The organism is Aestuariivita sp. (assembly GCF_021404545.1).
GTDB lineage: Bacteria > Pseudomonadota > Alphaproteobacteria > Rhodobacterales > Rhodobacteraceae > Aestuariivita.
Map to the genome: position 1 here is coordinate 1 of NZ_JAAWWD010000071.1, position 15,852 is coordinate 15,852.

The following is a 15,852-nucleotide window of genomic DNA, read 5'->3' on the forward strand; positions in this document are numbered from 1 at the left end:
GGGGGGGGGCGCTGCTCACACCCGCGGCGCCTGTCGCCCACCGGCTTGCTGTCTTCACCCGTGTGGTCTGTCCGCGGCCCTGCAGAACGCCCCCAAGACACCCCACAGCCCAACCCACGCGGGTTGCCCGGCCTTCTCCGGGCCCTGGACACAGGTGCCTTCTGCCCCCCGCCGCAGAGGACACAGACATCTCGTCCGATCGCCCGATCTGCATGACATCGCGCCCTTTCGCTCCGCCCCCGCCCGCCCAAGACCCCGTTTACCCGGATCGAGGCCGCCGAGGTTGGCATCGACAAGCCGCTGGAGTTTTCCTTTCGCGACATGTGGCCCCCGTTCTGGGAGGGACGCAGCCTGGCCGCGGGCGATATCGACCGGGATGGCGATACCGATCTGGTGATCGCCTCGACCGAAGCCGGGCTTTACATCTATGACAATGATGGCACCGGCCGGTTCAACCGCAGCCCCCTGCCCCTGGGCGATCTGGAGGCAATGCCGGTCTTCAACGCGGTGCTGGTGGATATCGACAATGACGGCTGGCGCGATCTGTTCGTGGCAACCTACCGGGCGGGCAATTATCTGATTCTGAACCAGAGCGGCACGCTGGACACCGCCAATCCGCAACCCGTGGCCAACCGCCCGGACGCGGTGATGGCCATGGCGCTCAGCTTTGCCGATCCCGACCGCGACGGCGATCTGGATGTGGCTTTGGGCAACTGGACGGCGGGCTGGTACCGGCGGGTGCCGGGCGACGAGGCGCGCAACCGCATCCTGTGGAACGAGGCGGGCCAACTGACCGGCGCGGCCTATCTGGATCTGCCCGCGATCCCCGGAGAGACGCTGTCGATCCTGTTTTCCGATATGAACGGGGACGGGTTCGCCGATCTGCTGGTCGGCAATGATTTCGAGATCCCGGATGCCTTTTACCTGGGCGATGGCGCGGGCGGGTTCGATCCGGTCACCTATCAGGACGGGCTGATCCCGCAAACCACCACCACCACCATGGCGGTCAAATCCGACGACCTGACCGGCAATGGCCTGCCCGAAGTGTATCTGGCGCAGATCTCGGGGCGCTCGTCGGGCGTGTCGGAAACGCTCAAGATGCAGCCGCTCGAGATCTATTGCGATGGCATCCGCAACCCCGACGCGCGGGCGACCTGCGCGCAGAACATGGAGATCAAGACCTGGTACAGATCGGGCAATAATTTCGATCCGACCTATGCGGCGCGCTGTCAGGACCTGACGGGGCGCTATCAGACCGAATGCAAGGCGATGCTGGTCAAGGATCTGGCGATCCAGCAGAATAACCCTCAGATCTGCGACCTGATCCCCGCGGCGCAGCCCATCGCCAAATCCTATTGCACGCTGCATTTCCTGCCCCCCCGCCCGATCACGGCGGCCGAGGCCGCGGCCTCGATCCCGCAGATCCTGCGCTCGAACGTGCTGCTTGAGGCCCGGGGCGAGGTCTATGCCGATACCGCCGAGACCCGCGGCCTGGATGTGGGCGGCTGGAGCTGGGACACCAAGATCGAGGATTTCGACCTGGATGGCGATCTGGATGTCTATATCGTCAACGGCACCTGGGTCCCGAACGAGGTCAGCCCGTCGAACCTGTTTTTCCTCAATGACGGGGCGGGCAATTTCATCGAAGCCTCCGGCCCCTTCGGGCTGGAGGATTACCTGATGACCGCCTCGGCGGTGGCCTTCGACATGGACGGCGACGGCGATCTCGATATCCTGACCCATCCGGTGAACGGGCCGATCACATTGTTTCGCAACAACGCGCAGGGCGCCAACGTGATCGCCTTTGCGCTGGAGGATCACATCGGCAACCGCGACGGCATCGGCGCGGTGATCGAGATCGAGGACGAGACCGGCCGCGTGCAGCGCCGCGAGATCCAGCTGGGCGGCGGGTTCATGTCCTTTGATGCGCCAACCGTGCATTTCGGCCTGGGGGCGGCCCAATCGGTACAACGGCTGTCAATCACCTGGGCGGACGGGACGGTATCACGTCCGGATGGACCGCTGGACGCGGGCCATACCCATCACATCCTGCGGTCCGGCCCGTAAGAGGGCGACCACTTCAGCGGGGCAAGGTCACTTGTGTTGGCGGGATGGTGCTCAGGGCTTGGCAAGCGGAACCTTTGCAAAGCCCACGAGACACAAGCCGATCTGACCGTCACCACCCACCTCGTTCGCCGTCCCGAAACCGCCGGTCTCACGTTATCGGGCAGCTCCGTTGCTTACCCCCATAGCATGTTTGCGAAAGGCCTCTCATTGGTTGTCACAACCGCCCTGTGCCAGTAGCAAGAGACAGCATCAAGCAGCAAGGCGATCCCATATCATGATCACTCCGGTTCTTCTGTGCGGTGGCTCTGGCACCCGGCTCTGGCCCCTGTCGCGCAAAAGCTATCCCAAGCAATTCGTGCCGCTGACCGGGGAGCAGACCTTGTTTCAGGCCTCGGCCCTGCGATTGACCGGAGAGGGGATCGCCCCGCCGGTGATCCTGACCAATTCCGATTTCCGGTTCATCGTAACCGAACAGCTGACAGAGATCGGCATCGACCCCGGTGCCATCCTGATCGAGCCTGAGGGGCGCAACACCGCGCCCGCAGTTCTGGCCGCGGCGCTCTGGCAACAGGCGCGCGATCCCGACAGCCTGATCCTGGTGGCCCCATCCGATCACGTCATCCCCGACGCGCAGGCCTTCCGTGCCGCCATTCAGGCCGGGGCGGAAGCCGCGGGCGCGGGCACGCTGATCACCTTTGGCATTCAGCCGACCCAGCCTGAAACGGGCTATGGCTATCTGGAACTGGCCGAGGATATCCCGCCCGGCGATCCTGTCCCGGTGATGCTGGAACGGTTCGTGGAAAAGCCCGATTTGGATCAGGCCACCCGGATGGTGCAATCGGGGCGGTTTTTGTGGAATGCCGGGCTGTTCCTGTTTTCTCCGGCGGCGATGATTGCCGCCTTCGAGGCTCACGCACCGGACATGATCCCGCCCGTTGCCGAGGCGCTCGACACCGGCAGATCCGATCTGGGTTTTTTCCGGCTCGCGCCTGATCCCTGGGCCGGAGCCGAGGATATCTCGATCGATTACGCGGTCATGGAAAAGGCCCGGAACCTGAGTGTGATCCCCTATCAGGGCCGCTGGTCCGATCTGGGCGGCTGGGATGCCGTCTGGCGCGAAAGCGGGCAGGACAGCGACGGCGTGGCCCTCAAGGGCCCTGCGACAGCGCTGGAATGTCAGAACACCCTGCTGCGGGCCGAGGATACCGGCCAGCCGGTGGTAGGGATCGGCCTCAAAGACACGATCGTGGTGGCGATGCCGGACGCGGTGCTGGTGGCCGATGCCGCCCGCGCGCAGGAGGTCAAGACGGCGGTGGCGGCGCTCAAGGCGCAATCGGCCAAGCAGGCCGAGCAGTTCCCCAAGGATCACCGCCCCTGGGGCTGGTTCGAAAGCCTCGCCATCGGGGAGCGGTTCCAGGTCAAGCGCATCGTGGTCCATCCCGGCGCGGCGCTGAGCCTGCAAAGCCATCATCACCGGTCCGAACACTGGATCGTGGTGGCCGGCACCGCCAAGGTCACCATCGACGGCACCGAACAATTGGTGAGCGAGAACCAGTCCGTCTATATCCCGCTGGGCGCCGTGCACCGGATGGAGAACCCCGGCAAACTGCCCATGGTGCTGATCGAGGTGCAGACCGGCGGCTATCTGGGTGAAGACGACATCATCCGCTACGAAGATGTCTATGCAAGGGACTGAGGCGGTGGCGGGGTGATCGGCACATGGCCTTGCCGGGAGAAGAGCCGCGGTACCGCCGGACTGCGGGGTGGCGATCCTATCTGAGTTCAGCGCACTTTATGGTTCCCACCTTATAGCCAGATCCATTCGACACGCTGCGGTCAATCAATCGCCGACCCGTCGGCGCGGTCCGGCGATGACGTGGCGGCCTGCGGCCTTGATGCCGCGCTTTGGCGCTCGGCCCGCCGGTGCACGGCTCTGACGGGATCACCCCACGTTTCGCGCTCAGTCCGCTTTAATGATTTCAATGCCTTACAGAAATTTGTTTCGCACGCGAAACATTTCGGCGGGTTCCGGCCCCTGGAAAGCCCGCCCGCCCCGCTCAGCCGCGCGCCAGCCACTCCTTCAGCGCCGCGACAAACGCCGCATCTATGCGCGCGCCGGTCAGTTCCACCCGTTGGCCCGCCGCGTCATAGCGCAGGCGCAGGTCCTCAGCGATGGGCTGGGGCTGACTGCGCGGGTCGGGCGGGGAGGAGGTCGGCGCGCCGCGTGGTTCGGGCCCTGCGTCCTTTGCCCTGCGTCCCGCCACCAGATCGGCCAGCAGGCGCAATTCCTCCTCGGCCGTCGCGGGCGGCCGGGATCTGAGCCTAACACGGGCTTTTTCGGCGAAATCCGGATCCGCCCCGATGGCCTTTACCACGCTCAGGCCAAGCCGTTCGGGGATCGCCGTGGGAAAGCGCAACACCTGATCGAGCGGTTCGACCAGGGTCATGAAGCTGCCGATCTTGGAGCGCTTCGACCGGGTGGCAGCCCCGTAAAGCCCCTGAAGCGCCGCACGCGCTGTCGGGTAGACCCCTTCATGCACCGTGCGCAAAGCGATGCGCGCGCGCTCATAAAGGCTCAGGTTGACCCGGATCTCATTCTCTTCGACCATCGCGACATAGGCCGCCTGGGCAGTCTCGGGCGCGATGATCAGCGCCTTGATCGTGGCGAATTCAGACTCTGATCGCATGGCATAGAGCCGTTTCAGCGCCGTCAGCCGCCGCCAGCCCGAAATCAGACCATAGCGGGCTGTGCCGTCCGGGGCGGGCTCGGGCAGGGCAATGACTTCGATCGCCGTCTGTTGGCCACGGGCGCGCAAACTGTCCATCAGGGAGGCCAGCTCATCGGCGTCCTGTTCGATCCGGTCGCGCATCAGATAGCCTTCGTCGATGGCCTCCAGCGGCAGCGCCTCGATGAGACGGCCTTCGCGGCGGGCGGTGGCCATCCGCGCGCTCAGCTCCTGCAAGGCGGCCGTCGCGCTGGCGTGTCCCGCCACCTGAGCGATGGGGGCAGGGGAGGGGGATCCAAGCGGCATCGACTTGGTCTCGGGGGCGCGCATGCCACCACTGGGACCTTCCAGATATCCGGGGCGGGCCGGGGTCAGCCGTTTGCGTTTCGCCATCTCTCGTCCTTTCTGCCAGACCGTGCATCGGGCCCTTTATCAGGCTCTGTTTAGGGCTTTCTAAAGCATCCGTTCGCGGGCCGCGTCCTGTTCCTCACGCCGCCACACCCCGACCAAAAGCCGCTTGAACGCGGCATAGGTGGCATCGAATGTCTCGCGCCCCCTGGCATAGGTCTCGCGGTTGAAATCGCGGTAATCGGCCTCGTAGATGCCGTTCACCTGTTCCCCCGCCTGACCGATCAGCGCGGTGAAATCCTGCCGGTGCGGGCTGAGCGTGGGGCCCAGATAGGCCTGCATCAGAGCCGCAAGTTCGCCCTGCTGCGCCCCGTCATAGCGGGTGATGACCGCGCGCACCGCATCCCACTGAAAGGCGGTTTCGGGCTGGCCCAGGGCGCGCGCGGCGATATTCTCGCCCTCCTCGATCGAGGCGAAGGTGGAATACAGCATATCGAAGAACCGCCCCGTGCTGTCGAACTCCAGAAACGAGGCGCCCAGCGGCACCAGCAGGATATCGGCCGCCGCCAGCCCGTTGATCGTCAGATAACCCAGGGCAGGGGGCGTATCGATGAAAACCACGTCATAACGGTCGAGGACGCCATCGGCCTCCAGCCGGTCGGTCAGCGCATCCCACAGCTTCCAGCCGCGCGCGGCCATGCGCCAGACGGGGATCTGGAACTCAGCCCAATAGAGGTTCAGCTGCGCCCCGATCAGATCGATATTGGGCCAATGGGTGGATTGGATCAGGTCATCCGCCGACAGGTCCATCGCCGCGCTCAGCGTCTCGTCCAGCGGCTGCGGCGCCTCGCCCCGGGCGGCGCGGGCCTGGTTCTCGGTGCGCAGATGATCGCCGTAATGGCGCGCGATCAGCGGGAAGGCGGTCTGCCATTCATCCTCGACCCGGCCGCCGAAAATCGAGGTCATCGAGCCTTGGCTGTCGAGATCGATCACCAGCACCTTATAGCCGTCAAGCGCCGCCGACATCGCCAGATGCGCCGCCGTGCTGGTCTTGCCCACGCCGCCCTTGAAATTGGCCACCGCCACCAGCTTGGCTGGCAACCCGTCGGGGCGGTAGGGCAGATAGTTCTTGGCCTTGGACCCTTGCGCCCCGAAATGCGCCCGCAGGCGCAGCACCTCGTCCAGGGTGAACCATTTCGCGCCACCCTCGGTCTCGGACCGGCCCTGGGGCAGGTCGGGGGTCTGTTTCAGAACCCGCCGGAAATGGGCCTGCGCCACCGGGATCAGATAGCGGGTGATCTCCCAGGTGGAAAACATCCGCAGGCTCTTGGCGCCCTGATCGTTCAATCCCCGGCTGGCCAGGTCGGTGCGCCCCTGGGTGCAGGCCTGCGCGATCCGGGCAAAGCCCGCAGTATCGGCAGGATCGGCGAGATCGGCCAGGGCAGCGTCCGGATCGATGTTGAAATAAGGGGGCAGGGCGGCGCCTGCCTGTGGGGTGTCTTTTGCCATCTCACTGCTCGATGTGCTGTGTTTTGCAAAAGGTATCACAAAACACAGCACATGGAAGAAAAATCGCCACAAGCAGGGATTTTCTCAGCAATATCAGGCGATAAACACAGCTAAAGCCCGCTGATTACCGGGCCCCAGATTTTTTTGTGACGTTATATATATGTTATATATGTGTTAAGGACAAAATCTGGTTTCTCTAAACTCCTGGTTTGGCTTGCTTTTCCGGCGGTTGGGGAGGGACAGACGACTCTGAACCCCCGATAGAGCGACTCCGATCCCACGCTGGGGGGATTCCGATCCCCCGTTGCGGGCCGCTGTGGATAACTTTAGGCTGGGTGTCATCGAAACCACGATAATCGGTTGGGTATCAAGCGACCATGAACAGGGCAGTGACAGCGGCAGGCGGTGCCTTGGGGCCGGATCGGCACCGGCAGGGCGATTTCTTTCTGTGCGATGTTTTCGATGCGATCCCCAAGGACGATATCGCCAGCATGGAACACCCGCTGTTTTCGCTGGCGACCCGGCCCGACCGGCGGATCCTGTCTTATGCCCATAACGACACGCAGATCACCGTCACGCCCAGCGTCAAGGGGCTGGCCACGATCCACGACAAGGATATTCTGATCTTCTGTATCAGCCAATTGATGGCAGCGCTGAACGCGGGCCGCAGCGTCAGCCGCACCCTGCATCTCAAGGCGCATGACGTGCTGGTGGCGACCAACCGCGACACCTCCGGCGATGCCTATCGGCGCCTGCGCGAGGCGTTCGAGCGTCTCGCGGGCACCCGGATCACCACCAATATCGTCACCGGAGAGATCGAGACCACCGCCGGCTTTGGCCTTATCGAAAGCTGGGAGATCGTACGCCGCACCCGCGGTGGGCGTATGGTCAGCGTGGCGGTCACGCTGTCGGAGTGGCTTTACCGCGCGGTGCTGTCGAAATCCGTGCTGACGCTGAGCCGCGATTATTTCCGGCTCAGAAAACCGCTGGAGCGGCGGATCTATGAGCTGGCGCGCAAACATTGCGGGCGCCAGCCGGGCTGGACCGTCTCGGTGGACACGCTTTTGAAGAAATCCGGCTCCGCCTCGCCCCGACGGGTGTTTCGCAAGATGCTGCGCGACATGATCGCGGCCGACCACCTGCCCGATTACGACATGACCGAAGAGCCCGGCGACAAGATCCGTTTCGCGCCCCGCGCGGGCCTTGTCGATCCCCAGGTCCGCCCGCCGGTCTTGTCGGAAGAGGCGCTGGAGGAGGCCCGCCGCCTGATGCCGGGCTGGGATGTCCACGCGCTGGAGGCCGAATGGCGCGGCGTCTGGGCCCGCACCGGCAGACAGCGCCTGCGCAAACCCGACGCGGCCTTTCTGGGCTGGATCGGGAAGCGCAGGCGCCAAGAGAGTTGACAGCTTTTGCCTGCCGTGGCCGTCTCGGCGCATTATTGCCGGGTCTGGCCGCTTTCTGAGGCGGCACCGCTCCGAAGAGAGCGCTGTACCAGAGTATATGCCGGTGGTTCCCTTGCATCGCGAGTGACCTTGTGGTTCAAGGCACAGAAATGAGATTTTGACCTTCCGGATTTGGGAAAAATACAATGAATTCAGTGCGTCCTGACCATTTTAAACTTCTTGACTGCACGCTGCGCGATGGCGGTTATTACAATAGCTGGGATTTCAGCGAGCAAGAGGCCCAGGATTATATCGACAACCTGACGCGGGCCGGCGTCGATATCATCGAACTGGGGTTTCGGTTTACCCCCAAGTCCGAATTCTGCGGACCGTTCGCCTATTCCAGCGAAGCATTCCTGCGTCGGCTGACCCTCCCCGAAAACGTGCAGTTCGGCGTTATGATCAACGCGTCCGACTATCTGGGCGCCGATTGGAAGGACTGCCTGGAGCGTAATTTCGTGCCCGAAGCCGACAGTGCCGTCAGCCTGGTCCGGATCGCCGCCCATATCGGCCAGCTTCTGGAGTGCGACAAGATCGTCGCCTGGCTGAAGGACCAGGGCTATGATGTCGGTCTGAACGTTATGCAGATCTCCCAGGCCAGCAACGAGATGATCGTTGACCTGATCACCAGCGTCGAACGGGATTTCTGCGATTTCGAGGCGCTCTATTTCGCCGACAGCCTGGGCAACCTGACAACCGATGACGTGCGCCGGATCGTGGGGCTGTTCCGCGCCCATTCACAAAAGCCGATCGGCTTTCATGGCCATGACAATATCGGTCTGGGCGTCGCCAACTCGCTGGCTGCGATGGAGGCGGGGGCCTCATGGGTCGACGCGACGGTCACCGGCATGGGCCGCGGGGCGGGCAACACCCAGACCGAATACCTGGCCCTTGAGATGGCGCAGCGCAATCTGCACAGCTTCAGCATGCTGGATCTGCAACGCGCCGCGACTGGCTGGCTGGCCGATCTCAAACTGAAATGCCAGTGGGGCACGAACCTTTATTATTACGAAGCGGGCCTTCGCTCGCTGCACCCCAGCTATGTCCAGCAGATGCTGGGATCGCAGAAATACCAGCCCCTGGACATCCTGGTGATGATCGACGCGCTGAGCCGTCTGGAGGCGCCCACCTCCTATCGCACCGCCAATATCGACAAGGCTCTGGCCAGCCTGCTGAAGAGCCCCGAAGGTCAGGACGACATGACCGGCCGTTGGGCGGGTCGGCCCGTATTGCTGATCGCGGACGGTCCAAACGGACGCCGTCATCACGAGGCGGTCATGGCCTATGCCCGCAAGCATGACGCGGTCTGCCTGACGCTGAACTATGTCGGTCATCTTGCCCCCGATGAAATCGAAGGCGCGGTCTGCATCCATCCCGCGCGCATGATGCATCTGCTGAGCCAGAAAGACTGGAACCCCGCATCGCTTTTCACCGCGGTCGACTGTTTTCCGCCGAACCTCAGAACGCAACTGCAGGTCCGCAACAGCGTGGTCGATTATGGCATTTCCGTCGAAACCGGAGAGCCGCTCCAGCCCGGCCCAAAAGGGGCACGGATCCCCAAGCCGGAGGTTCTGGCCTATGCCTGGGCGTTGGCCCTGCAGGCGGGCGCCAGCGAGATCCTGCTGGCGGGGCTGGATGGCTATGACGGCCAGTCCAGGGCCTTTCAGACCGCATCCGCCCTGATTGCCGAACTGCGCGACGGGTCCGATATTCCCGTAGCCTCTCTGACCGAAACGCATTTCGACGTGCCGGTCCGTGCCATCTATTCCGTGTGAGACGCCTCATGACCAGCTATGTCGTTGTTATTCCCGCCCGCCTTGGTTCTTCGCGCCTGGCGCGCAAGCCGCTTGCCGATATCGGTGGCAAATCCATGATCCAGCACACCTATGAACGTGCGCTGGAGGCGGTACCGGCCGACAAGGTCTATGTCGCCACCGACAGCACCGAAATCACGGAGGCTTGCGCCGGGTTCGGGGCGCAGGCGGTGATGACCTCGACGGCATGTCTGACCGGCACCGACCGGATCGCGGAATTTGCCGAGAAGATCCCCGCCGATCTCTACATAAACCTGCAGGGTGACGAGCCCCTGATGGAGCCGGTCAGCATCACCCGCGTGTTGGAGGCCAGCCTGGCCGCGCCGGACCAGATCGTGAATGGCTGGGCCTGGATCGAGAGCGAGGAAGAATACCGCTCGCGCAGCATTCCCAAGGTCGTCCTGCGCGAGGACGGGCGCATGATGTATATGAGCCGGTCCCCGATCCCGGGCACCAAATCCGACGCATTCGTCTTCTCGCGCAAGCAGATCTGCGTCTATGGGTTCCCGCGGGATGCGCTCAGGGCCTTTGCCGAACGCGGCGCCAAGACCGCCCATGAGGAGGCCGAGGATATCGAGATCCTGCGCTTTGCCGAAATGGGGTGGGACATCTCGATGATCGAACTGCCCGGCAGCTCGATCGCGGTCGACACGCCGGCCGATCTGGAACGGGTGCGCGCATTGGTGGCCGCGCGCGCATGACACTCGATCTGGCAAGCTGCCGCAGCGTCGTGTTCGACTGCGACGGTGTGATCTTGCAATCCAACAGCCTCAAGAGTGACGCCTTCGGCGCGGTGTTGCAGGAGCACGATGCCAAGCTGGTGGCGGCTTTCGTGGATTGGCACAAGCGTACGGGCGGGGTCTCGCGGTTCGAAAAATTTACCGTCTTTTTCCGCGATATGTTGCAGGTGGCGGATTGGCGGGCGCGCGCCGACAGGGCGTGCGACGCGTTCGGGGAACGCGTCTTTGAAGGCCTTCAGACATGCCCGTATGTGCCCGGCTTTGAACGGCTGATACAGGCCTTGCGCGCCCGCGACATTCCCCTGGCTGTCAATACCGGCGGCGCCGAGGTGGAAATTCGTGAGGTCTTTCGCCGCCGCGGTCTGCTTGATGACTTCGAGCTGGTCCTGGGATCGCCGCAAACCAAGCACGACAATATGAAGGCCTTGCGTGACGCGGGGCTGGTGACCGGGGCCACCGCCTATCTGGGGGATTCGGAACTGGATTATGATCTGGCCCGGGAGTTCGCCATGGCCTTCATCTATGTTGCCCACGAGAGCGAATGGTCGGACGGGGCAGAGACCACCCGCAACGCCGGAGGGACCGTCGTTCAGGATCTGGGCGCGCTCATCCCATTATGACGCATGATCTTGTTACGGCACGATGCGATGAATATGCTCACCACCGCCCCGTTCGGACCTCGACGGGTCCACCCCGCAGAGATATTCTCGGTCGCTGAAAAAGGATCGGACCTTCAGCAGAACACCGTCACAAATGCAGTCTTGCACAAAAGCGAGGCTGGCCCGACCTTGTGACAATACGAACCGCGTCGGATGTGCCGGACGCTCCAACATTTGAGTAGGACAGAGCATCATGCGCAACAGACCGAACATGGCTTTTCCTATCGGAGGCCGTCGCCCCATGCGGATTGGGACGAACGATGCCGTTCTGCCGATCGCAGGCCCAGTTCCGCAGCCGACCTGAAGCCCGAGATTGAATATGCCCTTTTGCGATAAGCGCGCCATTGCTCTGACATTGTTCTACGAGACGCCCGGAAAGAGCACCGCATGGCGCACCTCCAAATTGCCGGGAGAAATATCATGGCCCTGAAACAGACTGTTTCCACAAACCTGTCCAACCTGTCCAAAGGTGCCCTCTGGCGCGCGCATGTTGACGGATTCAAGAACGGTGCCCTGGTAGGCTGGGCTCTGCGGGCCGACGATCCGATGTCGCGGGTACATGTGGATCTCTATGTTCGGGACATCTATTTGAAGACGGCGGTCGTCGATATCGACCGTGTCGACTTGCAGCGGATTACCGGGCTTCCGGTCACGACAGGCTTTGCAATCGCGCTGGACAATTTCTGTGCCAACGGCGCCGAGGCGGTGTTGTTATCACTCGAAGAGACCGCCTTTGATCCGGATGCGGATTTCGAGGTCAGGATCGCCGGGACACCCCACGTATTGCCCGGGGCCAACAAATCCGTTGCGGACCCGCAGGTGCATGAGCAGTTGCGCAAGCATCTTCTGATGGCTTTGGGCAAACGCGCGCGCGACCGCTTCAGATCCGCGCCCCAGACGGTTCCGACCCCGCTCGAACAAATAGCTATTGTCGCAAACAGCCCGCTTTTCGATCCCGACTGGTACTGCCAGACCTATGGCACTTTGGCAGACGGTCTGGATCCCATCATACATTACCTTGAGATCGGGGCGCATATTGGACGGGATGCCGGTCCCTGGTTTTCGACCAGCGATTATCTGGAGGCTGTTCCGGAGGGCGGGCAATCGCTGTTAAATCCGCTGGTGCATTACGAGATGACGGCACCACGCTCGGACTGGTGGCCGGGACGGGCCCGTCTGGCCCAGCCCGCAACTGAAACAGCGGCGTCCGATTATGCGGTTCTGATCCACATCTCGGACCCGGGCCGCCTGAACGCTTTACAGACCCTAAAAAGGCGGTTTCCCGAAACCACCCCTGTCTGTGTCAGCTATGCGGCCGATATGGAAGGCTTTGATATCGAGGCCGTGACCGACCATTTTCCGAAGGCCGAGATTTTCGAAACCAGCCCCTATGGCGATCACGTCGCCGCGTTTCTGGAGGCTGTCCGGCGGACCCGCAAGCAGGGCTATCTTGCCTATTGCGCGATCCATCTGGGGTATCAGGGCCCGTTCAACAACGCGTTTCATCGCCAGATCCTCGACGGTCTGGCGGCAACCCAGGAGCGCGTCAACACCATCGTCGAGATGTTTCAGAGCAATGATCGCCTGCTGCTGGCGGGACCTGCGCCGCTGTGGCTGAACGGGCGCGATTTTCTGGGCAAGAACGACGCGCAGCTCAAAGAGGTTCTTCCAAAGATCGGCTTCGTGCCCAGCGTGACACAAAAAGACTGCTGGGGCTTTTTCCCGGGGGGCTGTTTTTGGATACAGGCGCGGCTGGCCACGATGATTGCGCTTGCCCTGCAAACGGACATGCTCGCAGTCGACGATACCGCTGAAGACGACCAGCAGATGATGACCGAGACCGAACATCTTTTTGGGCTCGCGGTGGCGGTCGCGGACGGGGATGTCGCGCTGTCGGTTCCAGGCGATTGGAGCGCGCCGCCCAAGGTCATACGCGGGGTGGACCATACCGTGCGGCTGAAGGACCCAGAGACCCCCGATGCTGGCCTGTTCACGCTTCTGTCACAGCTGGATATGCCGCGACTGGCCCCGGATGGCGAGACCGGCTCGTCAAAGACCGAAAAAACCAGGCTGCACGACGAAATCGACGTCATGATCTCGTGCTGGAACAGCCAGCCGGAGCTGTTGCACTCGGCCCTGGCAGAGCTGGAAAGCGTGCTGGGGATGCAGGGCCTGACCACCACATTCGTTGTCAGTAGCAAGCCGGTCCGGGATACGCTTGCGCAGAAGAATTGCTCGCGTATCCTGCAGGACCGGATCTATCTGGATTTTCCAATCGCTCTGGACGGTTTCGAAAACGTTCCGGGCGGCCAGCCCTTTGGCTGGGACAAGGCCGTCGCGCTGGTTCAGTGCGAAAGTATTTTTCGCGGATTGCCGATGCTTGAAGGCGCCGATCTGGAGCATGCGGTCGCCCGCGTGCGCCGGGTCTATGCAGCCTGGCGGGCCGCGCTGATCCACCACAAGGTCAAGCTGTTTCTCATATGGGGGGATACCGCCCCCAAAAGCCGTCTGCTTATCAGCCTGTGCCAGGATCTGAGGATCGAATATCTGGTGATCGAACGCGGCCACTTTCCCGGAACGCTGTCATATGACCCCAAAGGTCAGTTCGGTAAAGGTGCGCGCATGCAGCTTTTGGAATGCAGCAAGATCCATACCGAACGCCAGGACGACGATTATGTGACGCGCCGCTTTGACGAGATTGCCAACTGGTATGCGCAACAATCGCATGCATCCTACGCCCACACTCAGAAACACGATACCGCCGAGTTGGCGAAATTACGCCGCGCCCGCGCCGCAGGACGGCCCATCATATTGCTGATCGGCGCAAACGACCCGGGGTCCGGGGTTGCAAGCCCGGGCGTGGATACGCACCGAACCAACTGGTTCGGCACATCCAGAGAGGCGTTTTCCGTGATCCATCGCCAGGTCTGCGATAAATTCCCCGAGGCCCTGCTGGTGATCCGGCCCCACCCGTCGGACAAGCTGGACGACGATATGAAGTTCGTCGTTGTCGCGTCCGACACGTCGCTGGACGATCTGATCGATGTCTCGGACATCTGCATCTCGATCGGCACGACCGCCAATGCACTGTGTCTGATCAAGGGAAAACCCCATCTGGGATTGGGGCTGACCGATTTATCGAGCCGCAATGTCGGCTATGATATCGTCGATGAAACCCATCTTCTGGTTGCGCTGCGCCGACTGATCTGGGGCGAGCCGACCGATCTTTATCCCAATGACGAACACAAGCGCTATATTGTCGATCTGTTCGACCAGACCCTTCTTGCGGTCGATGCGTCGGTGCCTGCGCGGTTTGGAATAGACACGTTCGGCAGATTTCTGTCCCAGCGTATGCTGAGCCGGAAATCGGGTTTCCTGATCGATTACGAAGGCCGCAAGGATCAGATCAGCAAGGCGATGTTCGAAGAGGTACGCGACCGTGGGCGGGCCGTCTTCCGTGCGACCCCCGACCGGTTCGGCGACAGCCAGCGCCCCGGGATCAGCATCGTCATTCCGATCTATGGCGATTACGAGGGGACTCAGGTCTGTTTCGATCTGCTGGCGAAATACCAAAAGCAAAATGATTACCGAGTGATCACGGTCTGGGATCGCGGGCCTGATGAACGCCTGCGCGACCTGTGTCTGGAATATGCGGACAAAGCCGGGTTTACCTATTCGGAGAACCGCGAAAACGTCGGGTTCAGCGGGTCTGTCAACGAAGGCATCATACTTGCCGGACGGGACGACGTGATCCTGCTCAACAGCGATACCATTCCATGCGGCGACTGGGCGCTCAGATTGCAGGATGCAGCCTATGCCCATCCGAAAATCGCATCGGTGGTGCCGTTCTCCAACAGCGCGACGATCTTCAATCTGCCTTTCCCCAATGGAACGCCTTTGCCAGGCTCGGATGCGGACGCCATTGCCTGGATCGAAATGCTGGACCGGACCGCCGCGGCGATGTCCCCCGATGTGGTGGAAATGCCAGTTGCGCACGGGTTTTGCGCCTATGTGAGACGCAGTGTCTTTGATCGTATCGGGTATTTTGACGAGATGAAGTTCTCCAAAGGCTATGGTGAGGATAACGAGTTCAGTCTGCGGATCCGCATGGCTGGGTATTTTTGCGGCTGCGCGTCAAACGTCGTGGTCGGGCATGCCGGATCGACCAGCTTTAGCGACATGATGAGTGACCTCAAACTGCGCGGACGCGAAAAGATGCACCAGGAATTCTCGCATTATGCCACTGAGATTTCACATTTTCTGAAAACCCACGACCCTTTGGCACAAAGACGCGAGCAAATCACCGTGCAAGACGGTTGTTCGTAACGCCTGAACCGGGATGTCCCGACCATGACGGACGACATCGCGCATCGCCGATCGGGTTTGAGCCCAAGAAGAGCGGCCGCGATTGACGTTTCAGATCCGCGTCGAAATGCAGTGGGATCAGGGCGCCTGCCCGGTTCAGTCGCGGCTGTCTGACCGCTGTGTCGGCAAAGAACGGACCGAGTGCGGATCAGGGCGCCTGGAACGGCCCGGCGCCTAAGGGC

At 62.2% G+C, this 15,852-nt stretch carries 9 protein-coding genes; 7 read left to right on the top strand and 2 right to left on the bottom strand.

Features of this window, described 5'->3' with window-relative positions; all coding sequences use genetic code 11:
* Positions 1-321: 321 nt before the first annotated feature.
* Complete coding sequence (locus tag HEP69_RS22510; RefSeq protein ID WP_290560761.1) at positions 322-2,067, top strand: CRTAC1 family protein; 1,746 nt, start codon at positions 322-324, stop codon at positions 2,065-2,067.
* 274 nt (positions 2,068-2,341) lie between these two features.
* Complete coding sequence (locus tag HEP69_RS22515; RefSeq protein ID WP_290560762.1) at positions 2,342-3,763, top strand: mannose-1-phosphate guanylyltransferase/mannose-6-phosphate isomerase; 1,422 nt, start codon at positions 2,342-2,344, stop codon at positions 3,761-3,763.
* A 361-nt stretch (positions 3,764-4,124) separates the two neighbouring features.
* Here the strand turns inward: HEP69_RS22515 and HEP69_RS22520 are convergent, their stop codons facing one another.
* Positions 4,125-5,186, bottom strand: coding sequence for a ParB/RepB/Spo0J family partition protein (locus HEP69_RS22520; RefSeq protein ID WP_290560763.1), 1,062 nt, complete (start codon positions 5,184-5,186; stop codon positions 4,125-4,127).
* 60 nt (positions 5,187-5,246) lie between these two features.
* Entirely contained in the window at positions 5,247-6,650 is a 1,404-nt protein-coding gene (locus tag HEP69_RS22525) for an AAA family ATPase (RefSeq protein ID WP_290560764.1), read from the bottom strand.
* Positions 6,651-7,027: 377 nt separating this feature from the next.
* Between HEP69_RS22525 and HEP69_RS22530 the strand changes: the two genes are divergently transcribed.
* The 5 genes from HEP69_RS22530 (at position 7,028) to HEP69_RS22550 (ending at position 15,631) form a co-directional block, all read left to right on the top strand.
* Complete coding sequence (locus tag HEP69_RS22530) at positions 7,028-8,053, top strand: replication initiator protein A (RefSeq protein ID WP_290560765.1); 1,026 nt, start codon at positions 7,028-7,030, stop codon at positions 8,051-8,053.
* Between the two features lie 185 nt (positions 8,054-8,238).
* Positions 8,239-9,867, top strand: coding sequence for an aldolase catalytic domain-containing protein (locus tag HEP69_RS22535; protein WP_290560766.1), 1,629 nt, complete (start codon positions 8,239-8,241; stop codon positions 9,865-9,867).
* A gap of 8 nt (positions 9,868-9,875) precedes the next feature.
* A complete protein-coding gene (locus tag HEP69_RS22540) occupies positions 9,876-10,607 on the top strand; it encodes a 3-deoxy-manno-octulosonate cytidylyltransferase (protein ID WP_290560767.1) in 732 nt (243 codons plus the stop codon).
* Positions 10,604-11,266 carry an HAD family hydrolase gene (locus HEP69_RS22545; RefSeq protein WP_290560768.1) on the top strand — a complete coding sequence of 221 codons (663 nt, stop codon included), beginning with the start codon at positions 10,604-10,606 and terminating at the stop codon, positions 11,264-11,266. Before HEP69_RS22540 ends, HEP69_RS22545 begins: the two co-directional genes overlap by 4 nt.
* Positions 11,267-11,725: 459 nt before the next feature.
* A complete protein-coding gene (locus HEP69_RS22550; protein ID WP_290560769.1) occupies positions 11,726-15,631 on the top strand; it encodes a glycosyltransferase in 3,906 nt (1,301 codons plus the stop codon).
* The last annotated feature ends 221 nt before the right edge of the window (positions 15,632-15,852 follow it).

What these genes read in the sequence shown, in the direction of transcription:
- HEP69_RS22510 (WP_290560761.1), top strand. Translation starts at nt 322, where the DNA reads ATGTGGCCCCCGTTCTGGGAGGGACGCAGCCTGGCCGCGGGCGATATC.
- HEP69_RS22515 (WP_290560762.1), top strand. Translation starts at nt 2,342, where the DNA reads ATGATCACTCCGGTTCTTCTGTGCGGTGGCTCTGGCACCCGGCTCTGG.
- HEP69_RS22520 (WP_290560763.1), bottom strand. Translation starts at nt 5,186, where the DNA reads ATGGCGAAACGCAAACGGCTGACCCCGGCCCGCCCCGGATATCTGGAA.
- HEP69_RS22525 (WP_290560764.1), bottom strand. Translation starts at nt 6,650, where the DNA reads ATGGCAAAAGACACCCCACAGGCAGGCGCCGCCCTGCCCCCTTATTTC.
- HEP69_RS22530 (WP_290560765.1), top strand. Translation starts at nt 7,028, where the DNA reads ATGAACAGGGCAGTGACAGCGGCAGGCGGTGCCTTGGGGCCGGATCGG.
- HEP69_RS22535 (WP_290560766.1), top strand. Translation starts at nt 8,239, where the DNA reads ATGAATTCAGTGCGTCCTGACCATTTTAAACTTCTTGACTGCACGCTG.
- HEP69_RS22540 (WP_290560767.1), top strand. Translation starts at nt 9,876, where the DNA reads ATGACCAGCTATGTCGTTGTTATTCCCGCCCGCCTTGGTTCTTCGCGC.
- HEP69_RS22545 (WP_290560768.1), top strand. Translation starts at nt 10,604, where the DNA reads ATGACACTCGATCTGGCAAGCTGCCGCAGCGTCGTGTTCGACTGCGAC.
- HEP69_RS22550 (WP_290560769.1), top strand. Translation starts at nt 11,726, where the DNA reads ATGGCCCTGAAACAGACTGTTTCCACAAACCTGTCCAACCTGTCCAAA.